At 72.3% G+C, this 22,341-nt stretch carries 16 protein-coding genes; 15 read left to right on the top strand and 1 reads right to left on the bottom strand.

The features are described 5' to 3' along the window. The first annotated feature begins 36 nt into the window (after nt 1–36). From ACVCAG_RS02275 to ACVCAG_RS02205, 15 genes are all read left to right on the top strand, one after another. Entirely contained in the window at nt 37–1,767 is a 1,731-nt protein-coding gene (locus tag ACVCAG_RS02275) for a peptidoglycan D,D-transpeptidase FtsI family protein (RefSeq protein ID WP_447189433.1), read from the top strand. Between the two features lie 40 nt (nt 1,768–1,807). Further along, nucleotides 1,808–3,352 carry a UDP-N-acetylmuramoyl-L-alanyl-D-glutamate--2,6-diaminopimelate ligase gene (locus tag ACVCAG_RS02270; protein ID WP_440081966.1) on the top strand — a complete coding sequence of 515 codons (1,545 nt, stop codon included), beginning with the start codon at nt 1,808–1,810 and terminating at the stop codon, nt 3,350–3,352. A 12-nt stretch (nt 3,353–3,364) separates the two neighbouring features. Continuing rightward, complete coding sequence (locus ACVCAG_RS02265; RefSeq protein ID WP_447189400.1) at nt 3,365–4,975, top strand: UDP-N-acetylmuramoyl-tripeptide--D-alanyl-D-alanine ligase; 1,611 nt, start codon at nt 3,365–3,367, stop codon at nt 4,973–4,975. Then, entirely contained in the window at nt 4,972–6,030 is a 1,059-nt protein-coding gene (gene mraY, locus ACVCAG_RS02260) for a phospho-N-acetylmuramoyl-pentapeptide-transferase (protein ID WP_440081968.1), read from the top strand. The genes ACVCAG_RS02265 and mraY overlap by 4 nt, the downstream gene beginning before the upstream one ends. 40 nt (nt 6,031–6,070) lie before the next feature. Then, entirely contained in the window at nt 6,071–7,483 is a 1,413-nt protein-coding gene (gene murD, locus ACVCAG_RS02255) for a UDP-N-acetylmuramoyl-L-alanine--D-glutamate ligase (RefSeq protein ID WP_447189399.1), read from the top strand. Then, nucleotides 7,480–8,832 carry a putative lipid II flippase FtsW gene (gene ftsW / locus ACVCAG_RS02250; RefSeq protein WP_447189398.1) on the top strand — a complete coding sequence of 451 codons (1,353 nt, stop codon included), beginning with the start codon at nt 7,480–7,482 and terminating at the stop codon, nt 8,830–8,832. Before murD ends, ftsW begins: the two co-directional genes overlap by 4 nt. 14 nt (nt 8,833–8,846) lie before the next feature. Next, the gene (gene murG, locus ACVCAG_RS02245; RefSeq protein WP_440081972.1) at nt 8,847–9,935 is read left to right on the top strand and encodes an undecaprenyldiphospho-muramoylpentapeptide beta-N-acetylglucosaminyltransferase; all 1,089 of its coding nucleotides are present in this window, start codon (nt 8,847–8,849) and stop codon (nt 9,933–9,935) included. Between the two features lie 122 nt (nt 9,936–10,057). Then, nucleotides 10,058–11,464 (top strand): UDP-N-acetylmuramate--L-alanine ligase, encoded by a 1,407-nt coding sequence (gene murC / locus ACVCAG_RS02240; RefSeq protein WP_440081973.1) that lies wholly within the window; start codon nt 10,058–10,060, stop codon nt 11,462–11,464. 40 nt (nt 11,465–11,504) lie between these two features. Beyond that, complete coding sequence (locus ACVCAG_RS02235; RefSeq protein WP_440081974.1) at nt 11,505–12,173, top strand: FtsQ-type POTRA domain-containing protein; 669 nt, start codon at nt 11,505–11,507, stop codon at nt 12,171–12,173. Between the two features lie 235 nt (nt 12,174–12,408). Beyond that, nucleotides 12,409–13,815, top strand: a complete 1,407-nt coding sequence (gene ftsZ, locus ACVCAG_RS02230; protein ID WP_440081975.1) for a cell division protein FtsZ — start codon at nt 12,409–12,411, stop codon at nt 13,813–13,815. Nucleotides 13,816–13,905: 90 nt separating this feature from the next. Beyond that, nucleotides 13,906–14,610, top strand: a complete 705-nt coding sequence (locus tag ACVCAG_RS02225) for a YggS family pyridoxal phosphate-dependent enzyme (RefSeq protein WP_440081976.1) — start codon at nt 13,906–13,908, stop codon at nt 14,608–14,610. A 120-nt stretch (nt 14,611–14,730) separates the two neighbouring features. Next, nucleotides 14,731–15,234: a cell division protein SepF gene (locus tag ACVCAG_RS02220; RefSeq protein WP_329093101.1), complete on the top strand. Its 504-nt coding sequence runs from the start codon at nt 14,731–14,733 to the stop codon at nt 15,232–15,234. A gap of 82 nt (nt 15,235–15,316) precedes the next feature. Continuing rightward, the gene (locus ACVCAG_RS02215) at nt 15,317–15,604 is read left to right on the top strand and encodes a YggT family protein (RefSeq protein ID WP_440065077.1); all 288 of its coding nucleotides are present in this window, start codon (nt 15,317–15,319) and stop codon (nt 15,602–15,604) included. Nucleotides 15,605–15,653: 49 nt separating this feature from the next. Then, nucleotides 15,654–16,511 carry a DivIVA domain-containing protein gene (locus tag ACVCAG_RS02210; RefSeq protein ID WP_440081977.1) on the top strand — a complete coding sequence of 286 codons (858 nt, stop codon included), beginning with the start codon at nt 15,654–15,656 and terminating at the stop codon, nt 16,509–16,511. 42 nt (nt 16,512–16,553) lie between these two features. After that, nucleotides 16,554–18,746 (top strand): hypothetical protein, encoded by a 2,193-nt coding sequence (locus ACVCAG_RS02205; protein ID WP_447189397.1) that lies wholly within the window; start codon nt 16,554–16,556, stop codon nt 18,744–18,746. A gap of 195 nt (nt 18,747–18,941) precedes the next feature. On the opposite strand, the gene ileS is transcribed toward ACVCAG_RS02205, so the two are convergent. After that, nucleotides 18,942–22,100, bottom strand: coding sequence for an isoleucine--tRNA ligase (gene ileS, locus ACVCAG_RS02200; protein WP_447189396.1), 3,159 nt, complete (start codon nt 22,098–22,100; stop codon nt 18,942–18,944). Nucleotides 22,101–22,341 lie beyond the last annotated feature (241 nt).

The raw sequence follows: 22,341 nt of genomic DNA, 5'->3' as shown, positions 1-22,341 counted from the left end.
GGCAGGCCGCCACGGCCCCCGGCGCGCCCGTCCGCGGTGCTGCGCCTGGGCAACCCCCGCAGGCGCATCGGCATCGGCCTGATGGCGATGACCTTCGTGCTGTCCATCTTCGCGGGGCGGCTCATCCAGCTCCAGGGCCTCGACTCGAAGGTGTACACGGCGGAGGCGGCCAAGCAGCGCGTGCAGGGTGAGAAGCTGCCCGCCAGACGAGGCTCGATCACCGACGTCAACGGTCACGAGCTCGCGCTGACCCTGGAGGCCCGCGAGATCTTCGTGGACCCGTCCGAGGTCTCCGCCGCGCAGCGCGACCGGGTGGCCACGATCCTGGCCAAGGAGCTGGGCACGCCCAAGGAGTCGATCGCCGCCAAGCTGGCCCAGAGCACCAGCCACTACCAGCAGCTCGCCGCGGCCGTCGACCCGGCGCTCGCCCAGCGGATCATGACGTACGACCTCAAGGGGGTCGGCAGCAAGCACCGCTACCGGCGCGACTACCCGGGCGGCGACCTGGCGGGCACCTTGCTGGGTTTCGTCGGCACCGACGGCACCGGGCTGGCCGGGCTGGAGAGCACCTACGACAAGCTGCTCGCGGGCCGCGACGGCGAGCAGATCATCGAGACGGGCGCCAGGGGGCAGCGCATCCCGATGACCCGCAGCACCGTCCGGGCGCCCGTCGAGGGCAGGGACCTGCGGCTCACCATCGACCGCGACGTCCAGTGGGCCGCGCAGAAGGCGATCAGCGAGCAGGTCAAGGCGACCGGGGCGCGCACCGGCAGCGCCATCGTGATGGACACCCGGACCGGCCGGGTGATCGCCATGGCCAACGCGCCCGAGCTCGACCTGAGGAACTGGATGAACTCTCCCGGCGCCGACCGGGTCAACCGGTCGGTCACGGACGTGTTCGAGCCGGGCAGCACCAACAAGGTCATCACCGCCGCGGCGGCCCTGGAGTCGGGAGCCGTGCGGCCGGACAGCCTGTTCACGGTCGACGACGAGATCAGGTGCGCCGACCGGGTGCTGAAGGACTCACACCCGCACCCCACCGAGCGCCTGACCTTCTCCGGCATCGTGGCGACCTCCAGCAACGTGGGCACGATCCTCGCCACCCAGAAGATCGGCGACGAGAAGCTCCACTCGATGCTCCAGCGCTTCGGGTTCGGCACGAAGCCCGGCACCGGGCTGCCGGGGGAGGAGGCCGGGCTCCTGCCCGACTGGAAGAACTGGTCGGGCAGCCAGCGCTGCACGATCGCGTACGGCCAGGGGGTCTCGGTGACGGCGCTGCAGACGGCCAGCGTCTACCAGACCATCGCCAACGGCGGGGTGCGCGTCACCCCGCAGATCGTGGCCGGCACCACCGGGGAGAACGGCGTGTTCACGCCGTCCCCGCCGGGCAAGCAGACCCGGGTGGTCGGCGAGCGTACCGCGCGGGAGGTCGCCACCATGCTGGAGGCCGCCGTGAGCGAGGAGGGCACCGGGAACCTCGCCGCGATCGACGGCTACCGGGTGGCGGGCAAGACGGGTACCGCGATGCGCTACGACACCAGATGTCAGGGCTACTGCGGATACACCGCGACATTTGTTGGTTTCGCCCCCGCGGACAAGCCCCGGCTGGTCGTCCTGGCGGTCCTCCAGGACCCCCAGGAGGGCCACTACGGCGGGGAGATCGCCGCCCCGGTCTTCAAGAAGGTGATGACGTTCGCGTTGAAGAGCGGGAAGATCCCGCCGACCGGAACCAGGCCGTCCCCGGTGCGGATACGCGCCGGAGAGTGACGAGTGAAGGTACGCTCTCGCCGTGCATCCCCCGTCGTCAATGCGACCCTCAACCAGTTCACCCCGTCCGCTCTCGGGGCTGGCGAGCCTCATCGGCGCGCCCTCGGGCACGTCGCGCGCTCCGCTGGCCGCGGTGTCCGGGATCACCATCGACTCGCGCCAGGTGTGCCGGGGAGATCTCTACGTCGCGCTGCCGGGGGCCACGGCCCACGGGGCCGACTTCTCCGCCCAGGCCCTCGCCGCGGGTGCCAGCGCGATCCTGACCGACGAGGCGGGCAGGCGGGCCGCGGTCGCGACCGGCCTTCCCGTCCTGGTCGTGCCCGATCCGCGCGCCCTGCTCGGGCAGGTCTCCGCCTGGGTGTACGGCAACCCGGTGGCGGACGTGATGGTCGTCGGGGTCACCGGCACCAGCGGCAAGTCCACCGTCACCTTCATGCTGGAGGCCGGGCTGCGGGCCGCGGGGCACACCCCCGGGCTCGTCGGAGGCGTGGAGATCCACGTCGGTGAGCTGCGCTTCACCCCGAAGCTCACCACGCCGGAGGCCAGTGACCTGCAGGCCCTGTTCGCCCTGATGCGCGAGCGGGGCGTCACCGCCGCGGCCATGGAGGTCTCCAGCCACGCGCTGGCGCTCGGCCGGGTCGACGGGGTGTTCTACGACGTGGCGCTGTTCACCAACCTGTCCCAGGACCACCTCGACTTCCACCGCGACCTCGACGACTACTTCGCGACGAAGGCCCGGCTGTTCACCCCCGAGATGAGCCGCGTGGGGGTCGTCAACATCGACGACGCCCACGGGCGGGAGCTCCGCGGCATCGCGAAGATCCCGATGACCACCTTCTCCGCCGAGGGCGCCGTCGAGGCCGACTGGCGGGCCGTGGACGTGCGCCTGGGCCCCGAGGGCAGCACCTTCACGGTCGTGGGCCCCGGAGGCGTCGAAGAGGCCGCGTCGGTCGCGCTGCCCGGGCCCTTCAACGTGGCCAACGCCCTGGGCGCGATCGTCGCGCTGGTGGAGGCGGGTGTGCCGCTGCGGGCCGCGGTGGCGGGCGTCGGTACGCTGGCGGGGGTTCCCGGCCGGATGGAGCGGGTCCCCGGCGGCGAGGACTTCCAGGCCATCGTCGACTACTCGCACAAGCCCGGCGCGGTCGAGTCGGTCCTGCGCTCGCTGCGCGAGGTCACCGAGGGCAGGCTCATCGTCGTGCTCGGCTGCGGAGGTGACCGTGACCGTGGTAAACGCCCAATGATGGGAGAAGCCGCCGCAAGGTTGGCAGATGTGGCTATTCTCACCAGCGACAACCCCCGCTCCGAGGACCCCCTGCGGATCCTCGCGGAGATGATGGACGGAGTTCTCGGCGTGTCCCAGGACGGGCGCGCACATGTGATCATTGAGCCGGACCGCGCCGCGGCCATCGACCTGGCCATCGGCCGGGCGGGTCTCGGTGACGTCGTCGTCGTGGCCGGCAAGGGCCACGAGCAGGGCCAGTACGTCGGCGACCAGGTGCTTCCTTTCGACGACAGGCAGGTCGTGGCCGACGCGATCGTCAGGCGCAGGAACCGCACCGGGCGCCGAAGCACGTATGGAGAGTAGGGAAGACGCATCATGATCCCGTTGCCGCTGGCCAGGATCGCCGAGATCACCTCGGGGGCCCTCGCGGGCATGGCCGACCCACGCGCGGTGGTGCGCGGCCCGGTCGTCACCGACTCCCGCGCCGTCGAACCGGGGTCGCTGTTCGTCGCGATCAAGGGCGAACGGGTCGACGGGCACGACTTCGCCGCCCAGGCCGTCGCGGCCGGGGCGGTCGCCGTGCTGGCCTCCCGGCCCGTCGACGCCCCGGCCGTCATCGTCGGCGACACCGTGGCCGCCATGACGGCCCTGGCCACCGCGGTCTGCGCGGCCCTGCCGGCGACCACGGTCATCGGCCTCACCGGCTCCGCGGGCAAGACCACCACCAAGGACCTGCTGGCCAGGCTCACCGCCAGGATCGGCCCGACGGTCGCCACGGCCGGCTCGTTCAACAACGAGATCGGCCACCCGCTGACCGTGCTGAAGTCCGGCGAGGACACCCGCTACCTGGTGCTGGAGCTCGGCGCGAGGAACGCGGGGCACATCGCGCACCTGACCCGCGTCGCCCCGCCGACGATCGGCGTGGTCCTCAACGTCGGCACCGCCCACCTGGGCGTCTTCGGAGGCAAGGAGGAGATCGCCAGGGCCAAGGGCGAGCTGGTCGAGGCGCTGCCCGCCGAGGGCGTGGCCGTGCTCAACGCCGACGACCCGCTGGTGGCCGCGATGGCCGGGCGCACCGGCGCCCGCGTCACCTGGTACGGCCGGGCCGAGGGCGCGACCGTGCGGGCCGAGAACGTGACCGTCGACGAGCGCGGACGCGCCTCCTTCACGCTGCGCACCCCCTCGGGCGCCGCCCCGGTCGGCCTGCGCCTGTACGGCGAGCACGCGGTGGAGAACGCGCTGGCCGCCGCCGCGGCCGCCTACGAGCTCGGCCTGCCGGTCGCCACCATCGCCGAGGAGCTGTCGGAGGCCGAGCCCCGCAGCCGCTGGCGGATGGAGGTCACCGACCGCGCGGACGGCGTGACCGTGATCAACGACGCCTACAACGCCAACCCCGACTCCATGCGGGCCGCCTTCGGCGCCCTGGACGCGCTCGCGGGCGACCGCCGCCGCTTCGCCGTCGTCGCCGCCCTGCGCGAGCTGGGTGACGAGAGCGTCGCGCTCAACGAGGGCCTGGGGCGCCTGGCCGGGGGCGCGGGCCTCACGGGCCTGTTCGTCGTCGGTCCCGACGCCGACCCGGTCCTGGCCGGGGCCAGGGCCGCCGTACGGGCCGCGCGGGAGGCCGCGGGACCCGTACCGGCCGGTGTCCCCGCCGCCCCTCGCGCGCACGCCGGAGCGGTCTCGCACGCGGTCGCCCCGCACGGGGCGCCCCACGGGGCGGGGGAGCCGCCGGGCGGCGGCGCGGGCGAACCGCCCGGCATCGGCACGGCCGGCCGTCTCTCGCCCGTCGCCGCGTTCGGAGAGGACGCCGCGGCCGGCGGCGGGGTTCCGGTCGCCACCCAGGTCCTGCACGCCGCCGACGCGGCCCAGGCGGGCGCGGAGCTGTCGGCGATGCTGGCACCGGGAGACGTCGTACTGGTCAAGGGACCGCGCGCCGCGGGCCTCGAACGCGTGGCCGCGGCGCTGCTCGGAGGTGACCGCCGATGAGGGAGATCCTCGTCGCGGCCGCGGTCAGCCTGCTGCTGTCCATGCTGGGCACGCCGCTGGCGATCCGCCTGTTCTCCCGGCGCGGCTACGGGCAGAGCATCCGGGAGGAGGGACCCTCCGGCCACCACGACAAGCGCGGCACCCCCACCATGGGCGGCACCGTGATCGTGATCGCCGCGCTGGTCGGCTTCGCCTGTGCCCACCTGTACAGCTTCACGCCCCCCACGGTCTCCGCCGTCCTCGTGCTGTTCCTGATGACGGGACTGGGCGCGGTCGGCTTCCTCGACGACTTCATCAAGATCTACAAGCAGCGCAGCCTCGGTCTGCGGAGCGGTGCCAAGGCGCTGGGCCAGCTCATCGTCGGCGCGGTCTTCGCGGTCCTGGTGACCCGTTTCCCCAACGCCTACCTGATCACCCCGGCCGAGACGCGCCTGTCGTTCCTGAGGGACTTCGGTCCCTCCATCGGCCTCATCGGGTTCATCATCTGGGTGCTGATCATGATCGTCGGCTTCTCCAACGCGGTGAACCTCACCGACGGCCTCGACGGCCTGGCCAGCGGCGCCACCGGCGTGGTGCTGGCCTCGTACGTGCTGATCGGCAACTGGCAGCTGCGCAACAGCTGCACCACCCAGCTCGGCCCCAACTGCTACTGGGTCCGCGATCCGCTGGACCTGGCCGTGGTCGCCGCCGCGGTGCTCGGCGCGCTGGTCGGGTTCCTGTGGTGGAACGCCCCGCCCGCGAAGATCTTCATGGGCGACACCGGCTCGCTGGCCCTGGGCGGCGTGCTCGCCGGGCTGGCCATCACCACCAGGACCCAGCTCCTGCTGATCATCCTCGCCGGGATGTGCGTGCTCATCACCATGTCGGTGATCATTCAGGTCGGATCCTTCAAGATGACCGGTAAACGGGTCTTCAGGATGGCCCCGCTCCAGCACCACTTCGAGCTGAAGGGCTGGGCCGAGACGACCATCGTGGTCCGCTTCTGGCTGATCGCCGCCCTGTGCGCGGCCGCCGGGCTGGGGATCTTCTACGTGGAATGGATGCCCAGGCTGTGAACGAGCGGACGAGGCGGACGAGCGCGGCCGGGGAGGGCGCGTGATCTGCGTCGCGGGGCTGGGGGTCTCGGGCACCGCCGTCGCCCGCACGATGGCCGGGCGCGGCGAGAAGGTCGTCGTCCTGGAGGGCCGGGACGGCGAGCGGGCCAGGGCGATCGCCGGTGAGCTGGCCGCGCTCGGCGTCGAGGTCCGCTTCGGCGAGCCCGCCGAACCTCCCGCGGGCACCTCCCTGATCGTCACCACCGGCTGGCCGCCGCACCACCCGCTGCTCGCCGCCGCCGCGGCGGCCGGCATCGAGGTGATCGGCGAGGTCGAGCTGGCCTGGCGGATCCGCCCCGAGGGCGCCGCCCCCTGGCTGGCGCTGACCGGAACCAACGGCAAGACCACCGCGGTGCGCATGCTCACCTCGATGCTCTCGGCCGCGGGCCACCGGGCGCTCGCCGTCGGCAACGTCGGCACCCCGGTGGTGGAGGCCGTCACCGGGCCCGCGGACGTGCTGGCGGTGGAGCTGTCCAGCTTCCAGCTGCACCGCGCGCCGGGCATCGTCCCGTACGCGGCCGCGGTGCTCAACGTGGCGCCCGACCACCTCGACTGGCACGGCTCCATGGAGGAGTACGCCCGCGTCAAGGGGGAGATCTTCGCCAGGGCCGGGACGGTCGTGCACAACGCCGACGACGAGTGGGCGGCCCGCCTCGCCGCGCCGTACGAGGACGTGGCGCGCGCGGCCGGGCGCGGCGGCGCGGTGCGGAACGTGGGTTTCACCCTCGGGGTGCCCCGGCCCGGCCAGCTGGGCGTGGTCGAGGACCTGCTGGTGGACCGGGCGTTCGTGGCCGAGCCGGAGAGCAACGCCGAGGAGCTCGCCTCGCTCGCCGACGTCCGCCCGTTCGCCCCGCACAACGTGGCCAACGCGCTCGCCGCCGCGGCCCTGGCCAGGGCCTACGGGGTGCCCGCCGCCGCCGTACGCCAGGGGCTGCTGGACTTCGTGCCCGACCCCCACCGGATCGCGCACGTGGCCAGGGTCGCCGAGGTCGACTACGTGGACGACTCCAAGGCCACCAACCCGCACGCCGCCGCCGCCTCGCTGGCCGCCTACCCGTCGATCGTCTGGGTCGCCGGAGGACAGCTCAAGGGCGCCGACGTCGGCGAGCTGGTGCGCCGCGCCGCGCCCCGCCTGCGCGGCGCGGTGCTCCTGGGCGCCGACCGCGAGCGAATTCGCGAGGCTCTGGCGCGACACGCCGGGAATGTTCCGGTGGTGGAGGTCGCGGGGCAAGACACTGGGGTCATGGACCGTGTCGTCACCGAAGCCGCCAGGCTCGCCGCCCCCGGAGACACCGTGCTGCTTGCCCCGGCCGGCGCCTCTCTGGACATGTTCGCCGGTTACCCCGCCCGAGGGGAGGCGTTCGCCCGGGCCGTGCACCGTCTCGCCGAGGGGCACGACGGGGGAGCGGCGTGAGCGCGACCACCCACGAAGGCGCACCCGCCCACAAGGGAACGCCCGCCCACAAGGGCGCGCCCGCCCGGGAGGGCGCGCCCGCCCGGGAGGGCGCGCCCGCGCGCCCCGACGGGTTCCGCGAGCACCTGCTCGCCTTCCGTGAGCTGCTCAACCGGCCGCTGACCTCGTACTACCTGATCCTGGGGTGCAGCGCCCTGCTGCTCACCCTCGGCCTGATGATGGTGTTGTCGGCCTCCAGCATCGAGGCGCTGCAGGAGATGGGCGACCCCTTCTACTGGTTCTTCAAGCAGTCGATCTCGGCCGCGCTCGGCCTCCCGCTGATGTGGATCTGCGCGCAGCTGCCGCCGAGGTTCTTCAGGCTCGCCGGATACCCGCTGATGGCGCTGGCGATCCTCGGGCTGGTGCTGGTGCTGTTCGTCGGCACCTCCCAGCTCGGCGCCCAGCGGTGGATCGACCTCGGGCCCATCTACCTGCAGCCGTCCGAGCCCGCCAAGCTCGGGCTGATGCTCTGGGGCGCCGACCTGCTGGCCCGCAAGGCGCGCAACGGCCTGATCGAGTGGCGCAGCCTGTTCATCCCGCTGATGCCGGGTACCGCCATCCTGGCCGTCATGGTCATGCTGGGCAGCGACCTGGGCACCACGCTGGTGCTGATGATGATCTTCCTGTCGCTGCTGTGGGTGGTGGGGGCGCCGCTGAAGCTGTTCGGCGGGATCCTCGCGGTGGCCGTGCTCGCGACCATCGTCATGATCAGTACGGAGGGGTACCGCTCGGAGCGGATCACCGGGTGGCTCGACCCGTGGGGCAACGCCCAGGGCTCGGGCTTCCAGGCCGTGCAGGGACAGATCGCCATCGGCAGCGGCGGCTGGTTCGGGCTGGGCCTGGGCTCCAGCAGGCAGAAGTGGAGCTGGATCCCGCACGCCGAGAGCGACTTCATCTTCTCCATCCTCGGCGAGGAGCTCGGCCTGATGGGCACGCTCGTCGTGGTGGCCCTGTTCGGGCTGCTGGGCTACGCGGGGCTGCGGGTGGCGACCAGGGTCAAGGACCCGTTCGTCAGGCTCGCCTCCGCCGCCGCGGTCGCCTGGATCGCGGGCCAGGCGATCGTCAACATCGGCGCGGTCATCGGCGTGCTGCCCATCACCGGCATCCCGTTGCCGCTGGTCTCCTACGGTGGATCGGCCCTGCTGCCCACCCTCGCCGCCCTCGGCATGCTCCTGTCGTTCGCCAAGCACGAGCCCGGCGCCCGCGAGGCTCTCGCGGCCCATGGCCCCGGACCGGTGGCGCGGGGCCTAAGCTGGCTTGGCCTGGGTGGTCCGGCCGGAAGACGACGGCCGGGCCGCGGAAGACGATAAGCGAAAGGACCGACATGAGGGTGGTCCTCGCCGGTGGCGGGACGGCCGGTCATATCGAACCGGCGCTGGCTCTGGCCGACGCGTTGCGCCAACTCGACCCGAACATCGGGATCACCTGCCTCGGCACCGAGCGCGGTCTGGAGACCAGGCTGGTGCCCGCCCGGGGATACGACCTGCAGCTGGTGCCCGCGGTGCCGCTGCCCCGCGCCCTGACGCCCCAGTTGCTGAGCGTGCCCGGCCGCCTGGCCGGCGCCATCAACGCGGCCGCCGGCATCATGGACCAGGTCCGGGCCGACGTCCTGGTCGGCTTCGGCGGCTACGTGGCGACCCCCGCCTACCTCGCGGCGCGGCGGCGCAACGTGCCGATCGTGGTGCACGAGGCCAACCCGCGCCCCGGTCTGGCCAACCGGCTGGGCGCGCGCCTCACCGAGCACGTGTTCACCGGGCACCCCGACACCCCGCTGAACCGCGCCGAGCACATCGGGATCCCGCTCCGCAGGGAGATCGTCAACCTGGACCGGCTGTCCATGGGCGACAAGGCCCGGTCCTGGTTCGGCCTGGAGGCCGACCTGCCCACGCTGCTGGTCACCGGCGGCTCCCAGGGAGCCCGCTCGCTCAACCGGGCGGCCCTGGCCGCCGCCCCTGCGCTGCGCCGGGCCGGGGTGCAGGTGCTGCACGTCATCGGCCTGAAGAACACCCTGGAGGAGGAGCCGCCGCCGGGTGACCCGCAGTACGTCGTGCTGCAGTACGTCGACCGGATGGACCTGGCCTACGCGGCGGCCGACTTCGCCCTGTGCCGCAGCGGCGCGATGACCTGCGCCGAGATGACGGCCGTGGGCCTGCCGGCCGCGTACATCCCGCTGCCGCACGGCAACGGCGAGCAGCGGCTCAACGCCACCCCGATCGTGCAGGGCGGCGGCGGTCTGATGATCGACGACGCGGAGCTGTCGGCGGAGTGGATCGTCCAGAACGTGCTGCCCATCCTGTCCGACCCCGATCGCGTGGGCACCATGTCGGAGGCGGCCTCCAGGATGGGCAGGAAGGACGCCGACGTGACGCTGGCGCGCAGGGTGCTGCAGATCGCGGCGCGGGGGAGGGGCTGAATGGGCGCGGAGGGGATCACGGAGCGGATCCGGCGCGCCGGGCGCGAGGCCGGGGAAGACGGAAGACGGCCGGACGCGGCGCGGACGCGCCCGCGCGGCGAACGAGGAGAAGTGAGCGGCCGATGAGCCTGGTCAAGCTGGTGGATCCGGTCGCGGCCGGTGACCTGGGACGGGTCCATTTCATCGGGATCGGCGGTTCCGGGATGTCTGGGATCGCGCGCATCCTGCTCAAGCGGGGGGTGCCGGTCTCCGGCAGCGACGCGCGAGGCTCGGACATGGTGACGGAGCTGCGGGATCTGGGGGCGAGGGTCCACATCGGCCACGCCGCCTCGCACATCAAGCACGTCGACACCGTCGTGGTGTCCACCGCGATCCGCGACTCCAACCCCGAGCTGGGCGAGGCGCTGCGCCAGGGCCTGCGGGTCATCCCCAGGGCCGCGGCGCTCGCCTCCGTGATGGCGGGCAAGACCGGCGTCGCGCTGGCCGGCACCCACGGCAAGACCACCACGACCTCGATGCTCACCGTGGCGCTGCAGAAGTGCGGCACCGACCCCTCGTACTGCGTGGGCGGGCAGCTGGTGACGACGGGCCTGGGTGCCGACGAGGGTTCGGGCGAGGTGTTCGTCGCCGAGGCCGACGAGAGCGACGGCTCCTTCCTGATGCTCGCCCCCGACATCGCCGTGGTGACCAACGTCGAACCCGACCACCTGGACAACTACGGCGACCCGCGCGCGGTCCACGACAGCTTCGCCAGGTTCGTCGAGCGCGTCACCGGCACCATGGTCGTCTGCGCCGACGACCCCGGCTCCGCCGCGCTGATCCCGATCGCCCGCGCCCGCGGCCTGAAGGTGATCACGTACGGTGAGGCGGAGGACGCCGACCTGCGGGTGAGCGGGATCGTCCCCGAGGGGCTGGGCATCACCTTCACGATCGTGGGACGCGGGGAGGTCAGGCTCGCGGTGCCCGGCCGCCACAACGCGCTCAACGCCGCCTCCGCCATCGCCGTGGCGGGTGAGCTGGGCGTCTCCTTCGACGAGATCCGCGACGGCCTGGCGGCCTTCACCGGTGCCAAGCGCCGCTTCGAGGCGAAGGGGGAGGCGGGCGGGGTGGCGGTCTTCGACAGCTACGCCCACCACCCGACCGAGCTCGCCGCCGACCTGCGCGCGGCACGGGACGTGGTGGCGTCCTTCTCGGGCGACGGCAGGGTCATCGCGGTCTTCCAGCCGCACCTGTACTCGCGCACGAGGTTCTTCGCCGACGAGTTCGGCGCCGCGCTCGGGCTGGCCGACGAGGCCATCGTCCTGGACGTCTACGGAGCCCGCGAGGACCCCGAGCCCGGCGTGTCGGGCGCGCTGGTGGCGGGCAAGGTGCCGCTGCCCGCGGAGCGGGTGGCCTACGCCCCCCACCGCGACAGCGTGCCGGCCCTGGTGGCGGGACGGGCCAGGCCCGGCGACATCGTCCTGACCATGGGGGCGGGCGACGTGACGGAGCTGGGCCCCAGGATCGTGGCGGAGCTGGCCGCGCGGTGACCCACGTCGGCGGGCGCGGGTCGCCGGAGGGGGAGTGGCGATGAACGGGGTCTGGCGGTCGGCCTTCCTGGCCCTGCTCACCGTGGGGGTGGTGGGCATCGCGGCGTGGCTGGTGTTCTTCTCCCCGGTGCTCGGGGTGCGGGACATCCAGGTGGTCGGCAACGCGGGCCTGTCCGCCGAGCAGATCCGGCGGGCGGCGGAGGTGGCCGCGGACACGCCCCTGGCCACCGTCGACGTGGCCGAGGTCGAGGGCAGGGTCGGCAGGATCCCGCAGGTCGAGTCGGTGACGGTCAGCCGCGGCTGGCCGGGCACCCTGCGCGTCGAGGTCGTGGAGCGCGAGCCGGTCGCGGTGGTGCCGGTCGGTGAGAGGTCCGCGCTGATGGACCGCCACGGGATGGTCACCGAGGTCAAGGACGTCGCGCCCCCGGCGCTGCCGGTGCTGCGGGTCTCGCGCCCCGGCCCGGCGGATCCGGCGACCGCGGCGGCGCTCACCGTCATCACCGCGCTGCCGGAGAATCTCGCCCGCAAGGTCGCGGAGGTGCTCGCGCCGTCGGCGGAGACGGTCTCGCTGCGCCTCAAGGACGGCCGCGCGATCGTGTGGGGCGGCGGTGACCGGCCCGCCGACAAGGCGCGGATCCTTGTTACGCTGCTCAAGCGCCCGGCCGACACCTATGACGTCAGTTCGCCTGACGTCGTGACGGTCAGGTGATCTCATCGGATGGCGGGCGTTCCCGGAGCGTTCCCGGAAAAGGGCGGCCCGCGACACGCTGAACGCGCTGCGGCGCGGTTAGTTGACCCGCCAGGAGCGCAACTCCTACTGTCCGTATCACTCCTCAGGTTGACATAAAGCTAAATCTCAACTTGAGGGTGAGGGTTTTGGAAACGACGGCACGGGCCCCGTGCCGCATGAAATTGCAAGTCAACGAGCGGAAAGGCCCCTCGTCGTGGCAGCACCGCAGAACTACCTCGCGGTCATCAAGGTTGTAGGAATCGGCGGAGGCGGAGTCAACGCCGTCAACCGGATGATCGAGGAGGGACTCAAGGGCGTCGAGTTCATCGCCATCAATACCGACGCCCAGGCGCTGCTGATGAGTGACGCCGACGTCAAGCTCGACGTCGGGCGCGAACTCACCCGTGGCCTCGGCGCGGGGGCCAACCCCGAAGTCGGGCGCAAGGCGGCCGAGGACCACCGCGAGGAGATCGAGGAGGTCCTCAAGGGGGCCGACATGGTTTTCGTCACGGCCGGTGAGGGCGGCGGCACGGGCACCGGCGGCGCCCCGGTGGTGGCCAACATCGCCCGTACGCTGGGCGCGCTGACCATCGGTGTGGTGACCCGGCCCTTCAGCTTCGAGGGGCGGCGCAGGGCGATGCAGGCCGACGCCGGCATCGAGACCCTCCGCGAGGAGGTCGACACCCTCATCGTGATTCCGAACGACCGGCTGCTGTCGATCTCCGACCGGCAGGTGAGCGTGCTGGACGCCTTCAAGGCGGCCGACCAGGTGCTGCTCTCCGGTGTCCAGGGCATCACCGACCTGATCACCACGCCAGGCCTGATCAACCTCGACTTCGCCGACGTGAAGTCGGTCATGTCCGGGGCGGGCTCCGCCCTGATGGGCATCGGCCACGCCCGCGGCGACGACCGCTCGGTCGCGGCGGCCGAGATGGCCGTCTCCAGCCCGCTGCTGGAGGCCAGCATCGACGGCGCGCACGGCGTGCTGCTGTCGATCGCCGGCGGCTCCGACCTCGGCCTGTTCGAGATCAACGAGGCGGCCCAGCTCGTCTCCACCGCCGCCGCGCCGGACGCCAACATCATCTTCGGTACGGTCATCGACGACGCCCTCGGCGACGAGGTGCGCGTCACCGTGATCGCGGCCGGGTTCGACGAGCCCGCTCCCGAGCCCAAGCCGCTCGCGCAGCCGGCCGCGCGCCCGCAGTCCGTCTCGCGCCCGGCCCAGCCGCCCTCGGCGACCTCTCCGGTCCGCCCGCTGGCGCCCACGGTCAAGGCCGAGCCCCGCCCCGAGCCCCGCCCCGAACCGCGTCCCGAGCCCAGGGTGGAGCACGCGCCGCCCCCGCCGATGCGGCCGGTCTCCAGCCCGCAGTCCGCCCCGGCGGAGCCGGCGCCCCAGCCGCAGCAGATCTACCCGGTCCAGCAGGCGCAGTCCTCGGCGGAGCACGCCGAGCCGCACCGCGTGGAGGAGCCGCACTCCCCGCCGTTGTCGATCCCGCGCCCGGCTCCCGAGCCCTCGCAGCCGACGCCGATCTCCGCCAGGGCCACCGACCCCGCCCGGCGCCGGCCGGTGATCTTCGAGGAGCAGGAAGAGGAGCTGGACGTCCCCGACTTCCTGAAGTGACATCTCTCACGGTGGGGGCGGTGCCGGACCGCCCGGCCGTGCCGGGAAGAATGGGCTCCGCCGGTTTGCCAGTGTCCGAGCGGCGGAGATGTGACGGAAACAACACGACGTGACGAGATCGCGGCCGGGCTGGCCCGGGTCGAGGCGGAGATCGCCGAAGCCTGCCGGGCCGCCGGCCGTCGCCGTGAGGAGCTGACCCTCATCGCGGTGAGCAAGACCTACCCCGCCTCCGACGTGCGGTTCCTGGCCGAACTCGGGATCACCGACGTCGGGGAGAACCGAGACCAGGAGGCCTCCGCCAAGGCGCGCGAATGCGCCGGGCTCGGTCTCCGCTGGCACTTCGTCGGCCAGTTGCAGACCAACAAGGTCCGCTCGGTGGTCGGCTACGCGGACGTCGTCCACTCGGTCGACCGCCCGCGCCTGGTCACCGCGCTCAGCAGGGAGGCCCTCGCGGCGGGACGCCCGGTCACCTGCCTGGTGCAGGTCGCACTCGACGGCGATCCCGGCCGGGGCGGGACGAGGCCCGGGGAGGTGGAGGCGCTGGCCGACGCCGTCGCCGCGGCGGAGGGGCTGGAACTGGGCGGGGTGATGGCGGTCGCGCCACTGGGCGAGGAGGCGGGCGCGGCGTTCGCGAGGCTGAGGGAGATCGCGCGGTCGGTCCAGAAGACCCACCCGGGCGCCGATGTCATCTCGGCGGGAATGAGCGGGGACATATCCCAGGCTATCGCCAACGGCGCGACACACCTGCGTGTTGGTACGGCGTTGCTCGGTCGCAGGAAGCCCTTCGTCAGGTAATGTCCCTTCAAGTGGGCCTTGGCGTCCGCGTATCCGGACAGCGGTCGAACGGTGGTGAGCTCAAGGCGGTCGGGCTGGCCCCTCGGGCACATCTGAAGTAAGACGGAGGAAGAAGTAGCGATGGCCGGCGCGATGCGCAAGATGGCGGTCTACCTCGGTCTTGTTGAGGACGACCGCTACGAGAGATACGACAGCTACCCCGACGACGAGTACGAGGAGTTCGACGACGCGCGCCGCGAGGGCGACGAACGCCCTGGCACGGTCCACGACCTCCAGGACGACACCGATCCCGGCGTGCCCGCTCCGAGGCCCGCGACGGCCCTCCTGGAGCGCCGTACGACCGATCTGGCGCGCATCACGACGCTTCACCCCCGTACGTACAACGAGGCGCGAACCATCGGCGAGCACTTCCGTGACGGCACTCCCGTCATCATGAACCTGACCGAGATGGTTGACAGCGACGCCAAGCGGCTCGTCGATTTCGCGGCAGGTCTGGTCTTTGGCCTACACGGCAGCATCGAACGTGTTACCAACAAGGTGTTCCTGTTGTCCCCAGCCAATGTCGAGGTGACCGCCGAGGACAAGGCCCGAATCGCGGAACGCGGATTCTTCAACCAGAGTTAGAGTTCCACCATGAACAGTGACCGGCCCGACAGGTCCCGACGGGACAGAGGACGGCAGAGCGGAGTGGAGGCGGGTACGGACCGTGGGGATCGTTAGCGGGACCTTGGTCTTCATCCTGTCCATCTATCTCATCCTGCTGATCGGCAGAATGATCTTCGAGACGGTGCAGGCGTTCGCACGTCAGTGGCGCCCCACCGGCATCGTCCTGGTGCTGGCGGAAGCCGTGTACACGGTGACCGATCCACCTCTCAAGTTCCTCCGCCGTTTCATTCCACCACTCCGGTTGGGTACGGTGGCCTTTGACCTAAGCTTCACAGTGCTGTTCATTGTGGTCTTGGTCTTGATCCAACTCGTGTCCGCGCTTCGTTGATCGGGTACCGTCCCCCCGGACAGACTCCAAGCGCGCCAAGGAGACCGAAATGCCGCTGACGCCCGCCGACGTGCGGAACAAGCAATTCAGTACGACCCGACTCAGGCCGGGTTACGACGAGGAAGAGGTAGACGCCTTCCTCGATGAGGTCGAGTCCGAGTTGGACCGTCTCATTCAGGAGAACGAGGAGCTCCGCGCCAAGCTGGCGGAGTGCCTGCGGGGCAAGGTCCCCGGCGGTATGGGCATGGCCATGGCGCCCGCCCCCATCGCCGAGCCCAAGCCCGAGATGATGATGCAGCAGCCGGAGCCGATGCGCGCTCCCGAGCCGGTGCAGCATCAGCAGCCCGTTCCCGTCGGAATGGGGATGCCTCCGGCCGAGGACAACATGGACACCGCGGCCCGGGTGCTCGCCCTCGCGCAGCAGACCGCCGACCAGGCCATCGCCGACGCCCGCCGGGAGGCGGACGAGACGGTGACCCGGGCGCGCCGCGAGGCCGACGACATCCTCGGCAAGGCACGTCGCCAGGCCGAGCAGGTCATCGGTGACGCACGTGCCCGAGCGGAGACGCTGGAGCGCGACGCGCAGGAGCGGCACCGTCAGGCCATGGGCTCCCTGGTGCAGACCCGCGACGAGCTCGAGCGCAAGGTGGAGGAGCTTCGCAGCTTCGAGCGCGAGTATCGCAGCCGTCTGAAGCTGTACCTGGAGAACCAGCTTGCCGAGCTGAACGTGGCTGCCGAGGGCAGCGGCGGGTTCCCGATCGTGAGCGGGCCTCCGGCCATGTCCCACGCGGTGGCTCAGGGCGGTCAGCAGACCCTCCAGAGCGCGCCCAACCCGTTCGGCGGCGACCCCTCGCAGCATTCTGGCGCCTTCCAGGGCGTTGACGGTCCTCACAACGACCGCCGCTAAGGTGTCGGGTCATCCCCTTGGCCCGCATCCGGGAGTCTCTCTGTGATCCTCATCAGCGCCGGTTTGGTACTCACGGCCATCGTCCTGCTCATCGCGGGGTTCGTGTTGGCCAAGCCGTTCCTGGTCATATGGTCGATCGCGGTCAGCATGCTGTCCGCAGTCTTCCTGGTGATCGGGGCGTTGTTGCGCCGCCACGAGTTGTTCCCCGGCGGGGACGCCGGGGCCTCTCAGCCCCTTCCCCCGAAGGGACCGATGCCGGCCGGGCCACTCCCGGCGCCGCACGGTATGCCGGCCCAGTCGCACGGCATGCAGGTCCAGATGCCCAACCAGCCCTCCGCACCGCAGCAGATGATGGTGCGGCACGGGATGCCGCAGGTGCCCGCCCCGACCCAGCCGCGACGCGGCCCGGTGGCCGGGCCGGCCACCGCCGCCGCGGCGAGGCGGGGCGCCCTGGACCCCGAGGCGATCGTGCTGGTCATCCCCGGACGCAAGCGCTACCACGTCGCGGGATGCCGCCAGCTGGCCGGTAGGGATCATGAGGAGCTCACCTGCGAGGAGGCGCGGGAGGAGGGCTTCACGCCCTGCACCACGTGCCTGCCCGCCGACGCCGGCTCCGCGCCCCAGCAGCGGGAGACCTCGCCCGGGGTACGCGAGCCCGAAGCGCCGCTGAACGTCTCCCACGAGTCCGGCTCCCTCGGCGACGCTCGCGAGCCGGGCCCCCAGGAGGCCACCGCCCGCTTCACCTCCCCGTACCGCCCCGTGCAACCCCCCGTGCAGCCCACGGCCCCGTCCGGCGGGCAGCAGGCCCCCGGAGCGCGGCCCGAGTCCCAGCGGCCCGAACACCGACGGTCCGAACCTCAGCGGTCCGAAGTCCAGCGGTCCGAACCCCAGCGGCCCGGAGGCGAGGCCACGCAGGCCCGCTTCGAGGCTTCGCAGACCAGGAGCGAGTCTCCGGCGTCTCCGGTCTCTCCGGCGTCCTCGTCCTCTCCGGCCGCCGGACGCGACGCCGCACCCGCCGGGCCGGAAACCTCCGCGACCGGGCGCGAGAGCACCGCGTCCCGCCAGGAGGCCGCGTCCCGGCAGGAGACCCAGCGCCCCCCGCAGGAGCCCGTCGTCCCGGTCGCCCGGCCCTACGTCCAGTCTCCCGAGCCGCAGGGGCGGCCCCAGGAGACCGCGAGCTCCCCGGCCCGCCCGGCGGAGCAGCCGACCCGCCCGGCGATCCGGCTGCCGAGGATCCCCGAGATCCCGCACGCCGCGTCCGAGGCCACCAGCTGGTTCAGCCGCGACGTGGTCGCGCAGGCCTCCGGGCAGGAGGGCACGGAGACCTCCGCGAGGGCCGACTCCGCGAAGGCCGGGTCCAAGACCGCCACGTCCGGCCAGGACCGGCCCGCCGAGACCGAGCCCACGGTCTCCGGCTCCTCCGGGACGCCCGCCACGGCCGCGAGCAGGGCCGAGGCGCCCGAGCCCGACGAGCCGGGCACTGCCGGGGTCACGTCCGCGAAGCCCGGGTCCGAGCGTGCCGAGGCCGAACCCACCGGGCCCGCCAAGACCGGGTCCGTGAAAGCCGAGGCCGCAGGAAGCGGTCCGGCCGAGGTGGGGTCCGCCGCCGCTGAGCCCGCGAAGCCCGAGCCCGCCGGCGGGAAGGCCCACGCCGGGGCCGTCTCCGGCGGTGGGGCCTCCTCCACGGAGGCGGAAGCGGAAACCACGACCGCCGCCGGGCGGGACGTCTCCCCGGAGCCCTCGGGTTCCGGGCGAGAGGCGGCCGCCGAGGGCGGCGCCCCCGAACCGGTGGAGCCGGCCGAGACCGCACCCGGGCGCGCCGGGCGGCAGGTAGCGGCCGACTCCACCTCCGCGGAACGCGTTCCGGCCCCCGAGGCGGCCCCGGCCGGCGGGACGTCCAAGGCCACCGTGGCCGGGGCACCCGCCACCGGTGCCTCCCGCGGTGACCGTGACGCCCGCGACGACCGTGACGCCCCCGATGACCGCGGCGACGACACCTCCCCCGGTGGTGTCCCCGCCGTCGAGGAGCGGCCGCGTCCCGCGCCCCGGGAGCGGGAGGCGGACGGCGAGACGGTCACGGTCATCGTCGGCACCCGCCGCTTCCACGATTCCGACTGCCCCCTCGTCAAGGGCGCCAGCATCGGAGGCAGCGGCATCGAGACCATGTCCCGGGCCGAGGCCGAGAAGGCCGGGCTGAGCAACTGCCCGATCTGCCGGCAGAACCGCCGGACGTGAACTGACCGGGCACCTCCGAGCCATCTGAGCCATCCGAGCCATCCGGGCATCGGGCCCGTCATCGTCGTGAACCAGGACGGCCGGGGTTCCCGGGAGACATCCCCGCGACCCCGGCCGTGTTCGATCTCGCCGGCCTTCCCGGGCCGGCCTGAACGGGTCTGACCGGTCCTGACGGTCAGACCCGTTCGAACCGGTTCAGACCGTCGTCGTCGTGCGGCGGAGCTGGAAGGTCAGGCCCAGCTCGGCGTCGCTGTGGGCGGGGAGGTCGTCGGCGCCGCCCTCGGTGAGGGAGACGGCGAGGACCTCGTCGGCCACCGCCTGACCCTGGGTCCGCAGAGCCTCGGCCAGGTCGGCGTCATCGGTGGACCACCACACGTCGATCCGGTCGATGATCGACAGGCCGGTGGACTTGCGGGTGTCCTGGAGCAGGCGGATGACGTCGCGGATCAGGCCCGAGCGGCGCAGCTCGTCGGTGATGGTCAGGTCGAGGGCGACGGTCTCACCGGCGCCGGCCTCCACCGCCCAGCCGGACCTGGGCTGCTCGGTGACGATCACGTCGTCGGCGCCGAGCTCCACGGTGCCCAGCTCTCCCGCGTCCACCGAGACCGGCGAGCCGGCACGGAGCGCGCGGGCGAGCTCGGCGGGGTCGGCGGCGGTGACGGCCGAGGCGACGAGCTTGGTCTGCGAGCCGAACCGCTTGCCCAGCGCCCGGAAGTTGGGCTTCACGGTGAAGGACACCAGGTCCGCCCCGATCCCGGACAGGTCCTCCAGGTCCTTCACGTTGAGCTCGTCGGCGATGAGCTCGCGCAGCTCCGGGGGGAGCGCGGCCCAGCCGGGGGCGCCGACCAGGGCGCGGCCGAGCGGCTGGCGGGTCTTGACCCCGCTGGAGGCGCGGGCCGAACGGCCCAGCTCCACCAGGCGGCGGACCAGCGCCATCCGCTCGGACAGCTCCGGGTCCAGCAGCTCGCCGTTGACGTCGGGCCAGGTGGCCAGGTGGACCGAGGAGGGGGCGTCCGTGTCGCGGAGCACGTCCCAGACGTAGTCGGTGGTGAACGGCACCACCGGTGCCATCAGCCGGGTGACGGTCTCCAGGCACTCGTACAGCGTGGCGAACGCCGCGGGGTCACCGGTCCAGAAGCGGCGCCGGGAGCGTCGCACGTACCAGTTGGACAGGTCGTCGAGGAACTCGGCGAGGCGCCGCCCGACGCGGGCGGTGTCGAAGACGTCCAGCGACGAGGTGACCTCGGCCACGGTCCGGTGCAGCTCGGCGAGGGCCCACCGGTCGATCAGCGGGCGCTCGTCGTACGCGGGCGCCTCGGCGAGCCGGGACGGCGACCAGGACTCGGCGTTGGCGTACAGGGTGAAGAACGACGTGGTGTTCCAGTAGGTGAGCAGGACCTTGCGGACGATCTCCTCCAGGGCGCCGTGTCCCACCCTGCGGGCCGCCCACGGCGAGCCGGAGCAGGCCATGTACCAGCGCAGCGCGTCGGCGCCGTGCTGGTCCATCAGCGGCATCGGCTTGAGCACGTTGCCCAGGTGCTTGCTCATCTTGCGGCCGTCCTCGGCCAGGATGAGGCCGAGGCAGAGCACGTTCTCGTACGAGGACCTGCCGAAGACGAGCGTGCCGACCGCCATCAGCGAGTAGAACCAGCCGCGGGTCTGGTCGGTGGCCTCGCAGATGAACTGCGCCGGGTAGGCCTTCTCGAGCATCTCCTCGTTCATGTACGGGGCGCCCCACTGGGCGAACGGCATCGAGCCGGAGTCGTACCAGGCGTCGATCACGTCGGGCACCCGGCGCGCCTCGTTGCCGCAGGTGGGGCAGGGCAGCGTGACGTCGTCCACGTAGGGGCGGTGCGGGTCGAGCGCGGAGACGTCCTGGCCGGACAGGCGGCCCAGCTCGTCCAGCGAGCCGACGCAGGTGACGTGCGACTCGTCGGCCGTGCAGATCCACAGGGGCAGCGGGGTACCCCAGTAGCGCGAGCGCGACAGCGACCAGTCGACGTTGTTGCGCAGCCACTCGCCGAACCGGCCCCACTTGATCGTCTCGGGGTACCAGCTGGTCTTCTCGTTCTCGGCGAGGAGCTGGTCCTTGATCGCGGTGGTGCGGATGTACCAGGCGGGGAGGGCGTAGTAGAGCAGCGCGGTGTGGCAGCGCCAGCAGTGCGGGTAGCTGTGCTCGAAGTGGCTGCCCCGGTAGAGCAGGCCGCGCTCGCGCAGGTCGGCCGTGAGCCCCTCGTCGGCGTCCTTGAAGAACTGGCCGCCGACCTGGGGGACGCCGTCGAGGAACCGGCCGTCGGGGCCGATCGGGTTGACCACGGGAAGCCCGTACCGCTTGCAGGTCGTCATGTCGTCGGCGCCGAAGGCGGGCGCCTGGTGGACCAGGCCGGTGCCGTCCTCGGTGGTGACGTAGTAGCCGAGCACCACGTAGTGCGCGCCGGGGATGTCGACCAGGTCGAACGGGCGCGTGTAGGTGGTGTGCTCCAGGTCGGCGCCCTGGAAGGCGGCCAGCACCTCGGCGCCCTCGCCCAGCGCGGCGGCCAGCAGCGGCTCGGCCACCACCAGGACCTCGTCGGACCCGGCGGGGCGGGCCGCGACGTAGGTCACGTCGGGGTGCACGGCCACGGCGGTGTTGGAGACCAGGGTCCACGGGGTGGTGGTCCAGATCAGCAGCGAGGCGCCGAGGTCGGCGAGCGGTCCCGAGGTCGCGGGCATGCGGACGTAGACCGACGGGCTGGTGACGGTCTCGTAGCCGCCCGGCTGGCCCAGCTCGTGGTCGGACAGGCCGGTGCCGCAGCGGGGGCAGTACGGGGTGATGCGGAAGTCGCGGGACAGCAGGTCCTTGTCGAAGATGACCTTGAGCGACCACCAGACGGACTCCACGTAGGCCGGGTCCATCGTGCGGTAGGCCTGGGACAGGTCGATCCAGTACCCCATCCGCTCGGTCATCTCCTCGAAGGCGTCCACGTGCTTCAGCACGGACTCGCGGCACCGGTCGTTGAACTCGGCGATGCCGTACGCCTCGATCTCCTTCTTGCCGGAGAGGCCGAGTTCCTTCTCGACGGCGACCTCGACGGGCAGCCCGTGGCAGTCCCAGCCCGCCTTGCGGGGCACGTTGAAGCCGCGCATCGACTTGTAGCGGGGGAAGAGGTCCTTGAAGACGCGGGCCTCGACGTGGTGGACGCCGGGCATGCCGTTGGCGGTGGGCGGACCCTCGTAGAAGACCCAGTTGGGACCGCCGGCGTTCTGCTCGACCGAACGCTCGAAGACCTTGCCGTCCCGCCACCGGTCGAGCACCTCGTGCTCGAGCGCGGGAAGATCGACCTGCGCGGGAAGAGAACGGAAATAGGCGGACATGATGGGCTGGACCTCCACGCTGGAACCGGCTGTGGCGTGGAGGGACGAGGCCGTCGGGGCCCCGCGGTACCACCCTCCTTGACCTCGCGTGCGCGCGAGGCCCTCTTCCTTCGGCCTGCTGCCGGGTCTACTGGGCCGCCGCGGGCCTGATGTCGGGTCGTCGCGGCCGTTCTTCCGGCGGCTCCGGGGTGATCGTGCCTTCGCGCCTCGCCCCGGGCTCGCACCGTCCCCGGGTCGCTCG

The sequence above is a fragment of the Streptosporangium sp. G12 genome, from assembly GCF_052983175.1.
This window is presented reverse-complemented; position numbering and strand designations above follow the sequence as displayed.

What these genes read in the sequence shown, in the direction of transcription:
- ACVCAG_RS02210 (WP_440081977.1), top strand. Translation starts at nt 15,654, where the DNA reads ATGCCGCTGACGCCCGCCGACGTGCGGAACAAGCAATTCAGTACGACC.
- murG (WP_440081972.1), top strand. Translation starts at nt 8,847, where the DNA reads ATGAGGGTGGTCCTCGCCGGTGGCGGGACGGCCGGTCATATCGAACCG.
- ileS (WP_447189396.1), bottom strand. Translation starts at nt 22,100, where the DNA reads ATGTCCGCCTATTTCCGTTCTCTTCCCGCGCAGGTCGATCTTCCCGCG.
- ACVCAG_RS02220 (WP_329093101.1), top strand. Translation starts at nt 14,731, where the DNA reads ATGGCCGGCGCGATGCGCAAGATGGCGGTCTACCTCGGTCTTGTTGAG.
- mraY (WP_440081968.1), top strand. Translation starts at nt 4,972, where the DNA reads ATGAGGGAGATCCTCGTCGCGGCCGCGGTCAGCCTGCTGCTGTCCATG.
- ACVCAG_RS02270 (WP_440081966.1), top strand. Translation starts at nt 1,808, where the DNA reads ATGCGACCCTCAACCAGTTCACCCCGTCCGCTCTCGGGGCTGGCGAGC.
- murC (WP_440081973.1), top strand. Translation starts at nt 10,058, where the DNA reads ATGAGCCTGGTCAAGCTGGTGGATCCGGTCGCGGCCGGTGACCTGGGA.
- ACVCAG_RS02235 (WP_440081974.1), top strand. Translation starts at nt 11,505, where the DNA reads ATGAACGGGGTCTGGCGGTCGGCCTTCCTGGCCCTGCTCACCGTGGGG.
- ACVCAG_RS02265 (WP_447189400.1), top strand. Translation starts at nt 3,365, where the DNA reads ATGATCCCGTTGCCGCTGGCCAGGATCGCCGAGATCACCTCGGGGGCC.